Raw genomic sequence first — 15,124 nt, forward strand, 5'->3', positions numbered from 1 at the left:
ATCGGCGGCGCAGGCCAAGGCGGCGGGATCGCAGCGGTTCTGCATGGGCGCGGCGTGGCGCAATCCCAAGGACCGCGACATGGACGCAGTGGTCGCGATGGTCGAGGGCGTGCGCGCGATGGGGCTGGAGACGTGCATGACATTGGGCATGCTGACCGCTACCCAAGCGCAGCGGCTGGCCGCGGGGGGCCTGGATTATTACAACCACAATATCGACACGTCGCCCGAGAATTACGGCAACGTCATCACCACGCGGACGTTCCAGGACCGGCTCGACACGCTGGCGACGGTGCGCCACGCGGGGATCAACGTGTGCTGCGGCGGGATCGTCGGCATGGGCGAGACGCGCGAGGACCGCGTCGGCTTCGTCCACGCGCTCGCCGCCCTGCCGCGCCACCCCGAAAGCGTGCCGGTCAATGCGCTGGTGCCGGTGAAGGGCACCGTGCTGGGCGATATGCTGGCGGACACGCCGATGGCGAAGATCGATGATATCGAGTTCGTGCGGACGGTGGCGGTGGCGCGGATCACCATGCCGCTGTCGATGGTCCGCCTGTCCGCCGGACGCGAAAGCATGAGCGAGGCGACGCAGGCCTTGTGCTTCATGGCGGGCGCGAACAGCATCTTCACGGGCGACAAGCTGCTGACGACGGGCAACGCCGGCGGCGGGGCGGATGCGGCGTTGTTCGCGAAGCTGGGGTTGGTGCCGATGGTCGGTGGCGAACCGATGCGGGTGGCGGCGGAGTAGAAGATGGACCATTTCCCCAACGATCCAGATATTGAGAACGGTCTTCTTGGCCTGTTGCAACAATTCGAAGAGCCGGTCGATCCAAGCAAGCTCTATGAGCCGCTTGCAGAAAAGTTCGGCCTCTCGGTCGATCTGCGGCATCGCCTAAGACAGGACAGGCCCGAACTGCTTTGGCATAACAAGGTACAATGGGCTCGTCGCAAGCTCGTCGAGCGCGATCTTATGCATCGCGAGCCTCGGGGTCGGTGGCTTCTAACTGACCTAGGACGGTCAGCGGCTAGCAGGCTTACAGGCTCGCTTCGACGCGAGCGGGGCGAAGCAACCTTAAGGCCAAATTTTTCTTCTTCCGATTTCATCCAAGTGAAAACGTTCAAGAAAATCCTGGTCGCCAATCGCGGCGAGATCGCTTGCCGCGTGATGCGGACGGCCAAGCGGATGGGGATCGCGACGGTGGCCGTATATTCGGAAGCCGATGCGCGCAGCCCGCACGTGCTGATGGCGGACGAGAGCGTTCGGCTGGGGCCGGCGCCTGCTGCGGAAAGCTATCTCAAGGCCGAGCTGATCCTGCTCGCCGCCAAGGAAACGGGCGCGGATTGCATTCATCCGGGCTATGGGTTCCTCTCCGAGCGCGAGAGTTTCGCGCGGGCGTGTGCGGAGGCGGGGATCGCGTTCGTCGGGCCGCCGCCGGGCGCCATCGCGGCGATGGGGGACAAGATCGAATCCAAGAAGCTCGCCAAGGCGGCCGGGGTGAACGTCGTGCCAGGGTTTCTCGGCGAGATCGCGGACACCGACGAGGCGTGCCGGATCGCCGCGGATATCGGCTATCCGGTGATGATGAAGGCGTCCGCAGGCGGCGGCGGCAAGGGGATGCGGCTGGCCTATTGCGAAGCCGATGTTCGCGAGGGCTTTGAGGCGACCAAGCGCGAGGGGCTGGCCAGTTTCGGGGACGACCGGGTGTTCATCGAAAAGTTCATCGAAAGCCCGCGGCACATCGAAATTCAGGTGATGGGAGATCAGCACGGGACCATCCTCTACCTCGGCGAGCGTGAATGTTCGATCCAGCGGCGGCACCAGAAGGTGGTCGAGGAGGCGCCTTCGCCCTTCGTCACGGCAAAGATGCGCAAGGCCATGGGCGAGCAGGCGGTCGCGCTGGCACGGGCGGTGGGCTATTATTCTGCCGGCACGGTCGAGCTGATCGTGTCGGGGGCGGATACCAGCGGCGAGGGCTTCTACTTCCTGGAGATGAACACCCGGCTCCAGGTGGAGCATCCCGTCACCGAGGCGATCACCGGGCTGGACCTGGTCGAATTGATGATCCGCGTGGCGGCGGGGGAGGCTCTGCCGCTGACGCAGGAGGAGGTGCGGCTCGACGGCTGGGCGATCGAGAACCGGGTCTATGCCGAAGATCCCTATCGCGGGTTCCTGCCGAGTACGGGGCGGTTGGTTAGGTACAACCCTCCGGCCAGCGAGGGGACGCCCTATCATCCTCCCCGGCACGGGGAGGTGGCAGCGCAAAGCGCTGACGGAGGGGGCGGGCGGCAAGCGGGTCGCACGTGGCCCGCCCCCTCCACCACCGGCGTTGCCCGCGGTCTCCCTCCCCGCGCCGGGGAGGATTTGAAGGCCTACGTCCGGGTCGACGATGGCGTCGTCGAGGGCGGTGAGGTCAGCATGTTCTACGACCCGATGATCGCCAAGCTCATCACCTGGGCGCCGACGCGCGAGGGTGCGATCGACGCGCAGATCGGGGCGCTCGATGCGTTCGAGATCGAGGGACCGGGCAACAACGTCGATTTTCTCTCCGCGCTCATGCAGCATCCGCGGTTCCGCGAGGGCGCGCTGACGACCGGGTTCATCGCGGAGGAATATCCCGACGGATTTCAGGGCGCGCCGGCTTCGGCGGCGTTGCGGCGCAAGCTCGCCGCGATCGCGATCGCCATCGACCTGGAACATAGCGCGCGGGCGGGAGAGATCGGCGGGCAGCTTGGCTCGCCGGTGACCGAGCGGGCCGAGCGCGTGGTGACGATCGACGGCGAGCGGCTGCAAGCGTCGGTGGACAGTCGCGACGGCGTGCAACTGGTCGATTTCGCGGATGGGCAGCCTGCGACAGCCGTCGAAGGACATTGGCGTCCGGGCCAGCGCGTATTTACCGCGCGGGTGGATGAAGAGCCGCTAAGCGTGAAGGTGGCACGCGTGCCCGGTGGCTGGCGGTTGACCGCGCGGGGCAAGTCGCGTGTGGTTCAGGTGCTGCCGCCGCACGTGGCGGCGTTGACGCAGCACATGATCGAGAAGGTGCCGCCCGATCTCTCGCGCTTCCTGATCGCGCCGATGCCGGGCCTGCTCTCGCGGCTGGATGTCGGCGCCGGCGACCGGGTGGAGGCCGGGCAGCCGCTGGCCGTGGTGGAGGCGATGAAGATGGAGAACATCCTGCGTGCCGGCAAGACCGGGATCGTCAAGTCGCTGGCGGCGCAGGCGGGCGACAGCCTGGCGGTCGATCAGGTGATCCTGGAGCTGGAATAGCGCGTGCTCAGCTTGCCGGGCGGGTGATCGTGCGTTCGGGGGCGGTGACGAGCGCGCGCAGTTCGGCCAGTTCCTCTGCGGTGTCGACGTCGATCAATTCGGCGGGGGTGGTGACGACGTGGCGGCCGGCGCGGACGAGGTCGCGGGCGCCCTCGTCGCCCGTTAGCGACAGCAGGAAATCGAACCGGTCGCTGCCGAACAGCGCGGGTGGGGAGGTGTCCACCCCGTCGCTCGACGCGACGACCGCGTCCGGGCCGCGGGCGGCATCGAACAGCCGGTGGATATGCGCCGCCGTCACCCGCGGCATGTCCGCCAGCGCCAGCAGCACCGCGTCGGCGCCGCATGCGCGTGCCGCTGCCACCCCGAGCACGATCGAGCCGGCGATGCCGTCTTCGGGCGCCTCGTTCCGCAACACGCGGTAACCGTGGGCGGCATAGTCGATCCCGCAACGGCCCGTGATCGCAAGCCTGTCGAGAAACGGAAGCGCCTGTAGCGTCACCGCGACGTGCAGCCCGAGCGGGCGTCCGAGGAAGTCCTCATCCAGCTTGCTGCCGACATCGCCGTAGCGCGCCGACCGGCCGGCGGCGAGCAGGAGCAGGACGGTGCGTTCAACCGCGATCATGGAAGGCTCCTACCATTGCCGCGGCGATGGACAGCGCGATTTCGGACGGCCCGATCGCGCCGATGTCGATGCCGACCGGCGCGTCGATGCGGTCGATGTCGGTAAGGGCGACGCCCATGGCGGCAAGGCGTTCGCGGCGTGCGGCATGGCTCTTGCGGCTGCCGAGCGCGCCGACATAGGCGGCGTCGCTGGCCAGCGCGGCGACCAGCGCGGGGTCGTCGATCTTGGTGTCGTGGCTAAGCGTCACCACCGCGGTCGAGTGACCCGGACGGTAAGCCGCCACCGCTTCGTCCGGCCAGCGATCGTCCAGCGTGACGCCGGGGAAGCGTTCTTGCGTCAGGAAGCGGGCGCGCGGGTCGATGACGACGGTGTCGATGCCAAGGGTATGCGCGAGCGCGGCCAGGCTCTGCGCTATCTGCACTGCGCCGACCATCAGCAGGCGGCGGGGCGGGTCGTAGCGGTTGACGAACACCGTGCCGGTTTCGAGCGGGCGAGCATCCGAGTGGCCGCTCGACAGGTCGGTGGTGACCGTCAGCGCCTGCCCGGCCTCGCGCGCTTGCGCGATGCGGTCGAACAATTCGGGGTCGAAGCCCTGCGCCGATACCGGCTGCACCATGACCGCAATCTCGCCGCCGCAGGGCAGGCCGACTTCCCAGGCTGCGGCGTCGGCGACACCATAAGTCCTGACCTGAAACGGGGCGCCCGCGATGACCGCCGCGGCGGTGGCCAGGATGTCGCTTTCGACACAGCCGCCCGACACCGATCCCTCGAAACGGCCGTCCGCGTGGACGAGCATATGGCTGCCCTTCGGCCGGGGCGCAGAACCCCAGGTGGAGACGACGGTGGCAAGCGCGAGCGGCTCGCCTGCCCAATTGCGCGCCGCATTCAGGACGGAATCGTTCTCGACCATTCTTCTTCCTTCATTCCTCCGCAAAGAAGCTAAAGCGGCGGCAAGCCTGGCAGCAATTTGTCCAACGTCGCCGGAAAGTCGCGCACCCGGACCCCACAGGCATTGTAGATCGCGTTCGCCACCGCCGCGCCGGCGCCCGATATGCCGAGTTCGTCGACCCCCTTGGCGCCGACGGGGTTGGCGGATGCGTCGATCTCCTCGACGAAATACACTTCGATCACGGGCACGTCGGCGTGGACCGCGACGTGATACTCGCCGAAGTCCGGGTTCACGAAACACCCGGTTCGGGTGTCCACGACCGCATCCTCGCACAGCGCATAAGCGATGCCCCACGCCATTCCGCCGCTGAGCTGGCTCGCGGCGGTCTGGCGGTTCAGGACGCGGCCGACGTCGAACACTCCCAGCATCCGGCGGACGCGAGTCTCCCCGGTGACGGCGTGGACGGCGACCTCGACGAAATGCGCGCCGTGGCTGGCCTGGCTGGTGCGCTTGCTCTCCGTGCCCGGCCCGGTCTTGCCGAGCGCCACGATCGCTTCGCCACGCACCAGATCGGCGAGCGCGACCCGGCGCCCGCCAGCGGTGACGCAGCCATCGCGCAACACGAGGTCTTCGGGCGCGGCGTTCATGCGCAGCGCCAGTTCGGCGAGGATGTCCTCGCACGCCAGCACCACCGCCGAGCCCGCGCTGCCCGCGCCGAACGAGCCGCCCGAACCGGCGCTCGGCGGCAGATCGGTGTCGCCGAGCTGGACGGTTACGTCCGCCACGGTAAGTCCGAGCATCTCGCCGGCGACCTGCGCCAGGAGAGCAACGCGCGGCTGAGTGCGGGGTAGAGCGCGATGACGCGGGCGTCTGCGGCGAGATCGCTGTTCGGCACGAGCGCGCCGATCGACAGGCCGCCATCCTTCTCCTCGATCGTCGACAGCGGCAGGCGGGTGATGTCGATCAGGGCGGACGGCGTCTCGACCTGCAGCTTCATCAGATCGAGCAGGTTGGTGCCGCCGGCGATGAAGCGGGCGCCGGGGGCCGCGCCGTCGCGGGCGGCGGCTTCGATGGTTTCGGCGCGGGCGTAGGCAAAGGTCTTCATGGCGCCACCATTTCGCGAATCGCGGCGACGATGTTGGGGTAGGCGGCGCAGCGGCACAGGTCGCCGCTCATCCGCTCCGCGATTTCGGCATCGGTGCATTCGGACGCATCGAGCGCGGGTGAGGCGTGGCTGGGCCAGCCGCGTGCCATCTCGTCGAGCATCCCGACCGCCGAGCAGATCTGACCCGGCGTGCAATAGCCGCACTGATAGCCGTCGTGCGCGATGAACGCGGCCTGGAGCGGGTGAAGGTCGGCAGGTGTGCCCAGCCCCTCGATCGTGGTGATCGCATCGTCCTGGTGCATCACGGCCAGGGTCAGGCAGGCGTTGATCCGGCGACCGTTGACCAGCATCGTGCACGCCCCGCACTGGCCGTGGTCGCACCCCTTCTTGGACCCCGTGAGGCCCAGGTGCTCGCGGGCCAGATCGAGCAGCGAGGTGCGGACATCGACCTCGGCGTCATAATGCTGACCATTGATCGTGAAATGCATGCGTGATCGAACCCTCGACCGGAGAAGACCTGTGACCTACGTTGTTTTCGCCGGGCGAGCCATCGCCATCCTCGCCTGTCTGGCGTCGGGCGCGGCGAGCGGGCAGAAGGCGCGCATGGACCGGCCGATCGTCATCGCGCACCGAGGCGCCAGCGGCGAGCGGCCCGAGCATACGCTGGCCGCCTACGAACTGGCGATCGATCAGGGCGCGGACTTCATCGAGCCGGATCTGGTCCCGACCAAGGATGACGTGCTGGTCGCGCGCCACGAGAACGAGATCAGCGGGACCACCGATGTCGCGGGGCATCCGGAATTCGCCGCGCGGCGGACGACGAAGACGATCGACGGGCAGGGCATCACCGGCTGGTTCACCGAGGATTTCACGCTGGCGGAGCTGAAGACGCTGCGCGCCAAGGAACGCATCCCCGAATTGCGGCCGGGCAATGCGGCCTATGACGGGCGCTTCGCGGTGCCGACGCTGGCCGAGATCATCGCGCTGGCCAAGCGACGGTCGGCGGAGACCGGGCGGACGATCGGCATCTATCCGGAAACCAAGCACCCGACCTATTTCGCGAGCATAGGCCATCCGACCGATGCGCGCCTCGTCGCCGAACTGGAGGCGGCGGGGTGGGACGATGGCGAAGCACCCGTCTTCATCCAGTCGTTCGAGGTCGCCAACCTCAAGCGCATTCATGCGATAACGCGCATCCGGCTGATCCAGCTGATGGATGTGGAGGGGGCGCCGGCCGATGGGGCAGTGGCGAGCTATGTGGCGATGCGCAGCCCGGACGGGTTGAAGGCCGTCGCCGCTTACGCCTGGGGGATCGGGCCGAACAAGGCGGGGGTGGACGGCACGACGCTGGTCGCGGACGCGCATGCTGCCGGGCTGCGCGTCCATCCGTGGACCTACCGCGCCGAGAACCGGTTCCTGCCGCCGCGCTTTGCGGGTGCCGATGGCCGGGGGGACGTGGCGGGCGAGATCGCGGCTGGACTTCGCCTTGGAATCGACGGATTCTTCACCGATTATCCTGCCATCGGGGTCGCCGCGCGCGACGCTGCCTTACGAAAGCCTGCGCCATGAAGATCATGTTCATCCTCCTGCCGCTGCTTGCGGGCGGCTGCATCAGCACCGCGGCGAGCATCGTGAAGGCGCCGTTCCAGGTGGCGGGCAAGGCGGTCGACTGGTCTACGACGAGCCAGGAGGAATCCGATCGCAATTATGGCCGCAAGATGCGCAAGGCCGAAGCGCGCGAGGGCAAGGAGCGGCGCGAATATGACAAACGCTGCCGCAAGAAGGACGCCCGGTGCGGGCCTTATGACGGCTATGTCGCCCGCGACTGACCGGCGAGCACGTCGGCGACGGCGCGCAGCACCTGCGGCCTGAGCTGGACGCCCAAGTGCGAACTGCGCACCTCGATCGCGTGGGCAGACACATCGCGGCAGATCGCGCCCGCGACCAGACCGTCGGAGCGGCTCCAGATCGCGGTTGCGGGGACCGATAGCGGTGCCGCGATCTCGGCGCTGCGGGCGAGGACGGCTTCGTCGTCGATGCGTTCGCCGGTGACCCACTCGAACGCGCGCCAGACGTTGGTGGCCCTGGCCGACCCGGCATATGGCGAGGCGACGGTGATGACGGCGCGAACGAGATCGGGGCGGCGCAAGGCGACGAGCCGCGCCATGATGCCGCCGAGACTGACCCCGACCAGCGTCACCGGGCCGTGGGTTGCCGCCAGTTCCTCGACCCGCGCGATCAGCCGCACCGCGTCCGGGCCGACGCTGCGGATACCCAAATTGCGCCCCAAGCCCCAGCCGACGCAGACATAGCCGCGCCGCGCGAGATAGCGGCGCATCGCGAAATTGGACCGGTCGGAATTGAACAGGCCGGGCAGCAGCATGACGGCGCGACCATCGCCGATCGGCGCGGCGGCGAGGAGCGCGCGGTGCCGCCACCAGGTCGCCAACATCCACGCGGCGCGCGGAAGTTCGGCGGCCCACAGCGCCTTGGACGGTGCCTTCAGAACCATCGCAGTACCGTCACGGGAAAGGGCGTCCATGCGCCGACGCGCAGGCCCGCCCGGCGCAGCGCGTCGCCGGTCCAGGCGTTGCAGGTGCGCACCGCGTCATAGCGGCCTCGCGCTTCGTAGAAGACATCCGATCGCCCATAGCCGCGGTGCCGCGTCCCGCCTGGCCTGAACGTCGCGGCGATATACGCCGCGAGCGCGCGATATTCCTCCGGGCGAAGCACGATCGCGCGGAAGTCGGTGCCGGGGGTGGGGCGGGGGAGATGCTCGACATGTACCAACGTGGCGTCGCTGCCGATCGCGGCGGCCAGGATCGTGCGTGCCTTCACGTCCGCCCAGGTGGCCGTTTCGAGATAGAAGGCGCGCTCGCCCCAGCCGAAGGCGACATGATCCAGCCGGGCGTAGCGTGGGTCGGCAAGGTCGCCGGCAGGGACTCGCGGGCGCCAGTCGATGCCGGCGGCCAGCTTGGGCACGACGATGCCGGTGTGGACGCCGTTGCTCTCGACATAGACGGTCACCCCGCGTGCCGGCGGGCGCCAGTCGCGGTTCGCGGGAATCGCGCCGCCGATCAGACCCGCCGCGGCATAGCCGGCCAGCAGCAGCAGGATCGCCGCGGCGACGCCCTTGGCAATTCGCTTCAGCGCTGCCACGTTCCACCCTTGTCACGCATCATCCCAGGACTAGCGCCATGCTTACCGAAACGCACGCGCCCCCGCCCGGCGCCAACGCCGATTGGACGGTCGATCAGGACTGGGCGCATTATACGGCGGAGGAGCACGGCGTTTGGGACACGCTGTTCGCGCGCCAGGCCAAATTGTTGCCGGGACGGGCGTCGGATGCGTATCTGCGCGGGCTGGACGTTCTCAAGCTGTCCAAGCCGGGCATCCCCGATTTCGCCGAACTGTCCGAGCGGCTGATGGCGCTGACCGGGTGGCAGGTGGTGGCGGTGCCGGGGCTGGTGCCCGACGACGTGTTCTTCGACCATATGGCCAACCGGCGCTTCGTCGCGGGCAATTTCATCCGCCGCTCCGACCAGCTCGATTATCTGGAGGAGCCGGACGTCTTCCACGACGTGTTCGGGCATGTGCCGATGCTGGCCGACCCGGTGTTCGCCGATTACCTGGAGGCTTACGGGCGCGGCGGGCAGCGGGCGCTGGGGCTGGATGCGCTGAAATATCTCGGGCGGCTATATTGGTATACGGTCGAGTTCGGGCTGATCGCCGAGCCGCAGGGGTTGCGCATCTATGGCGCGGGGATCGTGTCGAGCTTTTCCGAATCGCGGTTCGCGCTGGACGATCCCAGCCCAAACCGCATCGCGTTCGATCTCGCGCGGGTGATGCGCACCGAATACCGGATCGACGATTTCCAGCAGAATTATTTCGTGATCCCTAGCTTCGATGCGCTGCTGAAGGCCACGGTCGAGACCGACTTCGCGCCCCTTTACGATGTGTTGAAGGCGCAGGACGATATCGCGGTGGCCGCGATCGTCGAAGGCGATGCCGTGCTGACGCGTGGCACGCAGGATTATGCGCGAGGAAAAGCGGCCTGAGAAAACGGAAGGTCACTGGAAAGTCACATCCTACACGCTGTTTCTCACGAACCTCCTGCGGTGGCCCCGAGCCGGGGCGAGTGCGGGAAGGACGGCTTAGGATGCCATCCGCCTGTAGGACAGATCAGATATCCAAGGCCCAGCCATCGCGGCCCTTCGGGTCGAAGGGTGCGCTCGGCGCGTAGCGCTGCGGCCCGGCAGTGAGGCGGAGCACCGACCAGTCGCCGCGGCGATCGACCGCGTCCAGGCGGCACCCGCACGCTTCATAGGCGGCCACGACGGCGGTACGCTGCGTTTCGAGCAGGCCCGCCAGCACGATCGTGGCGTCCGCGTCCGCGATGCTGGCGATTTCGGGCGCCATCGACACCAGCGGGCCGGCAAGGATGTTGGCGATAACCAGATCGAACGGAGCGATGTTGTCGATCGCGGGGTGGCGCGCGCCATCGGCAACGAACAGCGTTACCTCTCCGATGTCATCACCAACGACCACGTCGTTCAGTTCTGCGTTCTCGCGCGTCACGGCGACCGCCACCGGATCGATATCGGTCGCGACGATCTCCGCCATCGGCCACAATTCCAGCGCGGCAAAGGCGAGCAAACCGGTTCCGGTCCCGACGTCGATCACCTTGCTGAACCGCTTGCCCGCCGCGGCGAGTCCATCGAGCATCGCCAAACAACCGCTGGTCGTGCCGTGATGTCCGGTCCCGAACGCCTGACCCGCCTCGATCAGGAACGCACGTTGGCCGGCACCCGTATCGACCTCCACGTCATGCGCGCTGGTGTGGACCACGAACCGCCCTTCGCGGATCGGTTCGAGCCCCGCCTGGCTCAACGTCACCCAATCCTGATCGTCGAGCCGCTCCACCTGCGGCGCGGCGCGCGCACTGGGCGCCAGCGCGCGGATGGCCGCGAGCGCCGCGGCATCCGGCTCGCGCTCCATATAGGCGTCCAGCCGCCAGCGCTCCGCATCGTCCGCGACGTCCTCGGTGGTCATCAGCACCGCGTCCAGCCCGGTATCCGCAAGCGTGTCGATCGCCTCGGCCTCGGCGCGGGTGCAGGGCAGGGTGACCTTCCAGCTGCCTGCCGCGGATTCGTCGCACGGCGTGGGAGGGGCGGCGGCCGCGGGCGGCCCGCTATCAGACGAACCGGCGTTCGCCAGCTCGTCGGACGGCGTGGGCACGCCGCCGGCCGGTCTGATAGCGAGGCGCCCGCTATCGGACATAGCTGGCGCCGTTGATGTCGATCACGGCGCCGGTCATCGACGCGGGCGCTTCGAGGGCGAGGAACCTGGCGGCCGCCGCCACCTCCTGCGGATCGGCGACGCGGCCCAGCGGGATGTCGGCGAGCAGTTTGTCGCCGCCGCGGCTTTCGAGGTAATTGTCCGCCATGCCGGTCATCGTGAAGCCGGGGCAGATCGCGAAGGCGAGGATGCCGTCGCGGGCATAGCCGCGCGCGATCGTCTTGGTCATCGCCACCATCCCGGCCTTGGACGCGGCATAATGCCAGTGCGCGGGCGAATCGCCGCGATAGGCGGCACGGCTGGCAATGTTGACGATGCGGCCCGGCACGCCGCGCGCTTGCCAGTCGAGGATCGCCAGGCGGCAGAGCTCGGCCGAAGCGGTCAGATTGACCTGCATGGTGCGGTTCCACGCTTCGGCCCAGTCATCGGCGTCGAGCGGATTGGCTTCGAAGATGCCGGCGTTGTTGATGAGCACGTCGATCGGGCCAGCGAGCCGATCCTGCGCCTCCTGCCACAGCGCCTTCGCTGCGCCCGGCTGACCGAGATCGGCACCGATCCGCATGGCGGCATCACGCGTTCCGTGCCCGATCAGGATCGCTCCGGATTTGGAAAGGGTGTCAGAGATGGCGGCACCTATGCCGCGAGAGGAGCCGGTCAGGAGAATGCGCGTGGTCATGTCCATCGTGATGCCCGGTGCTGGACCCCGGCTCAAGGCCGGGGTGACGCAGGAACGATGAAACACTCATCCGTCACCCCGGACTTGTTCCGGGGTCCAGGGCTGGGCCGGGCAATGCCGTCAGCGGGTCGAGTCCAAGTCCAACCGCAAGGTCGTTCCACATCGGGTTTTGCCGCTCGATCAGATTGCGCTTCCATTCTCGCCGGTAGCGCTTGAGTTGCTTCTCGCGCCGAATCGCGACGTCCATCGTATCGGCGACCTCGTAATAGACGAGGCGTATGATACCATACTTCTTGGTGTAGCCGTCGAAAGCGTGTGCACGATGCTGCATGATGCGGCCGACCAGATTGGACGTCACGCCGGTATACAGCGTGCCGTAATAGCCGGTCGCCAGGATGTAGACGCAAGGAGTCCGCTCTCTCATCAGCGACACGGCTTGCCGCACACTGGACCCCGGAACAAGTCCGGGGTGACGGTCGATAGGAGGTCAGGGCCGCCCTACGCCGCGACCCGCGCCACGAAATCCCCGGCGCTGTTCTTGAGCGCGGTCAGGCGGCCGTCGAGTCGGTCGAAGCCCTGGCTGACGGTGTCGATTTCGCTGGCCACGGCCTCGGTATCCTCGCGGATCGCGGCGATCGTGCCGCTCATGGAATCGGCGGCTAGCGCGGTTTCGTCGACTGCGGCGGTGATGGCGGTGACGGTCTGCGCTTGCGCCTCCATGGCGTAGCGGATGCGCTCGGCGGAGGTCTGGACCTCGACCACGGTCGCCTTGATGCTGGCGTTCGCCTCGACGTTGGAGCGGGTGGCGGACTGGATTGCAGCGATCTTGGCGGCGATGTCGTCGGTCGCGCGCGCGGTCTGGCTGGCGAGGCTTTTCACTTCCTGCGCGACGACCGCGAAGCCGCGGCCCGCGTCCCCGGCACGCGCCGCTTCGATCGTGGCGTTGAGCGCGAGCAGATTGGTCTGTCCGGCGATGTCGCGGATCAGGCCGAGGATCGATTCGATGCCCTGTGCATGGCCGCTGAGCGTTTCCGCCATGCTCACCGCCTGGCTGGCGTGGGTGGAGGCGCGGGTGGCGATTTCGGCGGCGGCCTCCACCTCGGTGCGCGCGTCCTCGATCGCGCGGATCAGGCCGGCGGCGGTCTGTGCGGCTTCGCGCATTGCGACCGCGGATTGTTCGGCGGCGGCGGCGACTTCGCTGGTCTTGCCCAGCATGCCGCGCGCGGAGCGCGACGATCCCTGCGCCTGGTCGCGCAGCGAATCGCCGTCCTGCTTGGCGTCCTCGACCACTTGCGCGATGCCGTCGCGGAACTCGCTTGCGATCCCCTCGCGTTCCTGTTGCTGGTCGAAGCGGGAATAGCAGTCGTAGAGCGAACAATAGATGTCGCCCTCAAGCGCCCGCATCCGCAGCAGCAGCCCCACGTAGGTGTTCAGCCGCTCGTCGTTGTCGCCCAGTTCTCGGCGCAGGATATCGAAGGTCATGCGTCCGCCCGCGTCCATCATCGCGAGAATCGGCGTCAGCCCGACACCGATCGCAAAAGCGGAGGCCACCGTCCGCTCGGCCGACTGCACCCATGCGGTGCTGTTGAGGTCGGTATAATGGTTGCGCAGATAGGAGACGGCGAGATCGTACATCCGTTCGCGGTCGTGTGGTGCCCAATTCTGCGCCGACCCGTAGAGCTGTTCGCGCCGCGTCCAGATGGTGATCGCAATGCTGCGCGCATCCGGCTCGATCATCGCCCACATCTCGCGCGCCAGCACGAGGTCGGCGGGTGCGATGTCGAACACGTTGAGGCGATCGGCAAGATCGATGGTCTTGGTCATGCTTTCCGGCGGCGGCAGCTGCTTGGTCACGGACAATCCCTCTTCGGCGGCCGATCAGCGGCTTCGCTCGACCTGCCTAATCGGGCAAGGTTAATGGCAGGTTAGAGAATCGTGGCACGGGTCTTTGCAGACGTGCGCTGGTCTGCGCGCGCGGCTTGCATAGCCGCGCCGCTCGTCTCATAGCGCGCCTACGTCTGTCCGTTCTGGGGAACACGTCACCTTGGCCTCCGCCCGCAATCCCGCCCGTCCGCTATCGCCGCATCTGTCGATCTGGAAATGGGGGCCGCACATGCTGGTCTCGATTCTTCACCGTGCCACCGGATCGGGGATGGCCACGGTCGGCACGCTGCTGCTGGTGTGGTGGCTGGCCGCGATTGCCTCGGGCGAGGAAGCCTATGCGGGCTTTCGCGACGTGTTCACCACCGATCGCGGCGCGCTGAACATCCTGGGCTGGGTGATCGCGGTCGGACTGACGCTGTCGCTGTTCCAGCATATGATGACCGGCATCCGCCACTTCTTCCTGGACGTCGGCGCGGGTTACGAGTTGAAGACGAACAAGACCTTCGCGATGCTGACGATGGTGGCCGCGGTCACGCTGACCACGATCTACTGGCTCTATATGGGGATGAAGTGATGCGCTCCGGCACCGCGATCGGCCGCGTCCGCGGCTTGGGTTCCGCTAAGGAAGGCACCCATCACTGGCTGAACCATCGGATGACCGCCTGTTCGAACCTGCTGCTGATGACGTGGCTGCTGATCGCGGTCGCGCGGCTCGGCCATTACGATTACGCCGCCGTGCGCGCCTGGCTGCAATCGGCCTGGGTCGCGATTCCGATGCTGCTGCTGATCGTGTCGGTCTTCTATCACTTCCGCCTGGGGCTCCAAGTGGTGATCGAGGACTACCAGACCGACGCGAGCCGCGTCATCCTGCTGTTCCTGCTGAATTTCTTCACCGTCACCGCCGCGGGGATCGCGATCTTCTCGATCCTCAAGGTCGCCTTCGGAAGCGCCGCCTGATGCCCGCCTCTTACAAGATCATCGACCATACGTATGACGCGGTGGTCGTCGGCGCCGGCGGCTCCGGCCTGCGCGCGACGATGGGGATCGCGGAAAGCGGGCTGAAGACCGCGTGCATCACCAAGGTGTTCCCGACGCGCAGCCACACGGTGGCGGCGCAGGGCGGGATCGCGGCGTCGCTGGGCAACAATTCGCCCGATCACTGGACCTGGCACATGTACGACACCGTCAAGGGGTCCGACTGGCTGGGCGATCAGGACGCGATCGAATATCTGTGCCGCGAAGCGCCGCAGGCGGTGTACGAGCTGGAACATGCCGGCATGCCGTTCAGCCGCAACGAAGACGGCACGATCTATCAGCGCCCGTTCGGCGGCCACATGCAGAACATGGGCGAAGGCCCGCCGGTGCAGCGCACCGCCGCCGCCGCCGAT

18 protein-coding genes and 2 pseudogenes are annotated in these 15,124 nt (G+C 67.5%); 9 read left to right on the forward strand and 11 right to left on the reverse strand.

The window, feature by feature from the left end; translation table 11 throughout:
* The 3 genes and pseudogenes from bioB to VF643_RS15130 form a co-directional block, all read left to right on the forward strand.
* The coding region (bioB, locus tag VF643_RS15125) for a biotin synthase BioB (protein WP_331044220.1) at nucleotides 1-745 on the forward strand (745 nt) is incomplete at its 5' end.
* 3 nt (nucleotides 746-748) lie between these two features.
* Nucleotides 749-1,012, forward strand: a pseudogene (locus tag VF643_RS16175) (winged helix-turn-helix domain-containing protein); the annotation flags it as partial.
* Nucleotides 1,013-1,162: 150 nt separating this feature from the next.
* Nucleotides 1,163-3,262, forward strand: coding sequence for a biotin carboxylase N-terminal domain-containing protein (locus VF643_RS15130; RefSeq protein ID WP_414713881.1), 2,100 nt, complete (start codon nucleotides 1,163-1,165; stop codon nucleotides 3,260-3,262).
* Nucleotides 3,263-3,269: 7 nt separating this feature from the next.
* On the opposite strand, the gene VF643_RS15135 is transcribed toward VF643_RS15130, so the two are convergent.
* The 5 genes and pseudogenes from VF643_RS15135 to VF643_RS15155 all read right to left on the reverse strand — a co-directional run bounded on the left by VF643_RS15135 (nucleotide 3,270) and on the right by VF643_RS15155 (nucleotide 6,366).
* On the reverse strand, nucleotides 3,270-3,884 hold the full coding sequence (locus VF643_RS15135; protein ID WP_331044222.1) for a nucleotidyltransferase family protein: 615 nt from the start codon (nucleotides 3,882-3,884) through the stop codon (nucleotides 3,270-3,272).
* Nucleotides 3,871-4,794 (reverse strand): XdhC family protein, encoded by a 924-nt coding sequence (locus VF643_RS15140; protein WP_331044223.1) that lies wholly within the window; start codon nucleotides 4,792-4,794, stop codon nucleotides 3,871-3,873. Before VF643_RS15140 ends, VF643_RS15135 begins: the two co-directional genes overlap by 14 nt.
* 29 nt (nucleotides 4,795-4,823) lie before the next feature.
* Nucleotides 4,824-5,573, reverse strand: a complete 750-nt coding sequence (locus VF643_RS15145) for a molybdopterin cofactor-binding domain-containing protein (RefSeq protein ID WP_331044224.1) — start codon at nucleotides 5,571-5,573, stop codon at nucleotides 4,824-4,826.
* 20 nt (nucleotides 5,574-5,593) lie between these two features.
* Nucleotides 5,594-5,878 (reverse strand): annotated as a pseudogene (locus VF643_RS15150) (FAD binding domain-containing protein); the annotation flags it as partial.
* Nucleotides 5,875-6,366: a 2Fe-2S iron-sulfur cluster-binding protein gene (locus VF643_RS15155; RefSeq protein ID WP_331044225.1), complete on the reverse strand. Its 492-nt coding sequence runs from the start codon at nucleotides 6,364-6,366 to the stop codon at nucleotides 5,875-5,877. The gene VF643_RS15155 and the pseudogene VF643_RS15150, both read right to left, overlap by 4 nt.
* 115 nt (nucleotides 6,367-6,481) lie before the next feature.
* Between VF643_RS15155 and VF643_RS15160 the strand changes: the two genes are divergently transcribed.
* Together VF643_RS15160 and VF643_RS15165 are read left to right on the forward strand one after the other, a co-directional pair.
* On the forward strand, nucleotides 6,482-7,447 hold the full coding sequence (locus tag VF643_RS15160; protein WP_331044235.1) for a glycerophosphodiester phosphodiesterase: 966 nt from the start codon (nucleotides 6,482-6,484) through the stop codon (nucleotides 7,445-7,447).
* A complete protein-coding gene (locus tag VF643_RS15165; RefSeq protein WP_331044226.1) occupies nucleotides 7,444-7,707 on the forward strand; it encodes a hypothetical protein in 264 nt (87 codons plus the stop codon). Before VF643_RS15160 ends, VF643_RS15165 begins: the two co-directional genes overlap by 4 nt.
* Here the strand turns inward: VF643_RS15165 and VF643_RS15170 are convergent.
* Together VF643_RS15170 and VF643_RS15175 are read right to left on the reverse strand one after the other, a co-directional pair.
* Complete coding sequence (locus VF643_RS15170; protein ID WP_331044227.1) at nucleotides 7,689-8,420, reverse strand: esterase/lipase family protein; 732 nt, start codon at nucleotides 8,418-8,420, stop codon at nucleotides 7,689-7,691. The genes VF643_RS15165 and VF643_RS15170 overlap by 19 nt on opposite strands.
* Nucleotides 8,381-9,037: a TIGR02117 family protein gene (locus VF643_RS15175; protein ID WP_331044228.1), complete on the reverse strand. Its 657-nt coding sequence runs from the start codon at nucleotides 9,035-9,037 to the stop codon at nucleotides 8,381-8,383. Before VF643_RS15175 ends, VF643_RS15170 begins: the two co-directional genes overlap by 40 nt.
* 38 nt (nucleotides 9,038-9,075) lie before the next feature.
* Here VF643_RS15175 and phhA point away from each other — a divergent pair, with 38 nt between their 5' ends.
* On the forward strand, nucleotides 9,076-9,936 hold the full coding sequence (phhA, locus tag VF643_RS15180) for a phenylalanine 4-monooxygenase (protein WP_331044229.1): 861 nt from the start codon (nucleotides 9,076-9,078) through the stop codon (nucleotides 9,934-9,936).
* A gap of 124 nt (nucleotides 9,937-10,060) precedes the next feature.
* Here phhA and VF643_RS15185 read toward each other — a convergent pair whose 3' ends face one another.
* The 4 genes from VF643_RS15185 to VF643_RS15200 all read right to left on the reverse strand — a co-directional run bounded on the left by VF643_RS15185 (nucleotide 10,061) and on the right by VF643_RS15200 (nucleotide 13,676).
* Nucleotides 10,061-10,999, reverse strand: a complete 939-nt coding sequence (locus VF643_RS15185; RefSeq protein WP_331044236.1) for a 50S ribosomal protein L11 methyltransferase — start codon at nucleotides 10,997-10,999, stop codon at nucleotides 10,061-10,063.
* Between the two features lie 148 nt (nucleotides 11,000-11,147).
* Nucleotides 11,148-11,852: an SDR family oxidoreductase gene (locus VF643_RS15190; protein WP_331044230.1), complete on the reverse strand. Its 705-nt coding sequence runs from the start codon at nucleotides 11,850-11,852 to the stop codon at nucleotides 11,148-11,150.
* 73 nt (nucleotides 11,853-11,925) lie between these two features.
* A complete protein-coding gene (locus VF643_RS15195; RefSeq protein WP_331044231.1) occupies nucleotides 11,926-12,276 on the reverse strand; it encodes a GIY-YIG nuclease family protein in 351 nt (116 codons plus the stop codon).
* Between the two features lie 74 nt (nucleotides 12,277-12,350).
* Nucleotides 12,351-13,676: a methyl-accepting chemotaxis protein gene (locus tag VF643_RS15200; protein ID WP_331044237.1), complete on the reverse strand. Its 1,326-nt coding sequence runs from the start codon at nucleotides 13,674-13,676 to the stop codon at nucleotides 12,351-12,353.
* 220 nt (nucleotides 13,677-13,896) lie between these two features.
* Between VF643_RS15200 and sdhC the strand changes: the two genes are divergently transcribed.
* The 3 genes from sdhC to VF643_RS15215 all read left to right on the forward strand — a co-directional run.
* Nucleotides 13,897-14,310 (forward strand): succinate dehydrogenase, cytochrome b556 subunit, encoded by a 414-nt coding sequence (gene sdhC / locus VF643_RS15205; protein ID WP_331044232.1) that lies wholly within the window; start codon nucleotides 13,897-13,899, stop codon nucleotides 14,308-14,310.
* Entirely contained in the window at nucleotides 14,310-14,693 is a 384-nt protein-coding gene (gene sdhD, locus VF643_RS15210; protein ID WP_331044233.1) for a succinate dehydrogenase, hydrophobic membrane anchor protein, read from the forward strand. The genes sdhC and sdhD overlap by 1 nt, the downstream gene beginning before the upstream one ends.
* A partial coding sequence (locus tag VF643_RS15215; RefSeq protein ID WP_331044234.1) for an FAD-binding protein occupies nucleotides 14,693-15,124 on the forward strand: 432 nt, incomplete at its 3' end. The genes sdhD and VF643_RS15215, both read left to right, overlap by 1 nt.

Origin of the sequence: Sphingomonas sp. (genome assembly GCF_036387595.1) — a bacterium.
Taxonomy (GTDB): domain Bacteria; phylum Pseudomonadota; class Alphaproteobacteria; order Sphingomonadales; family Sphingomonadaceae; genus Sphingomonas.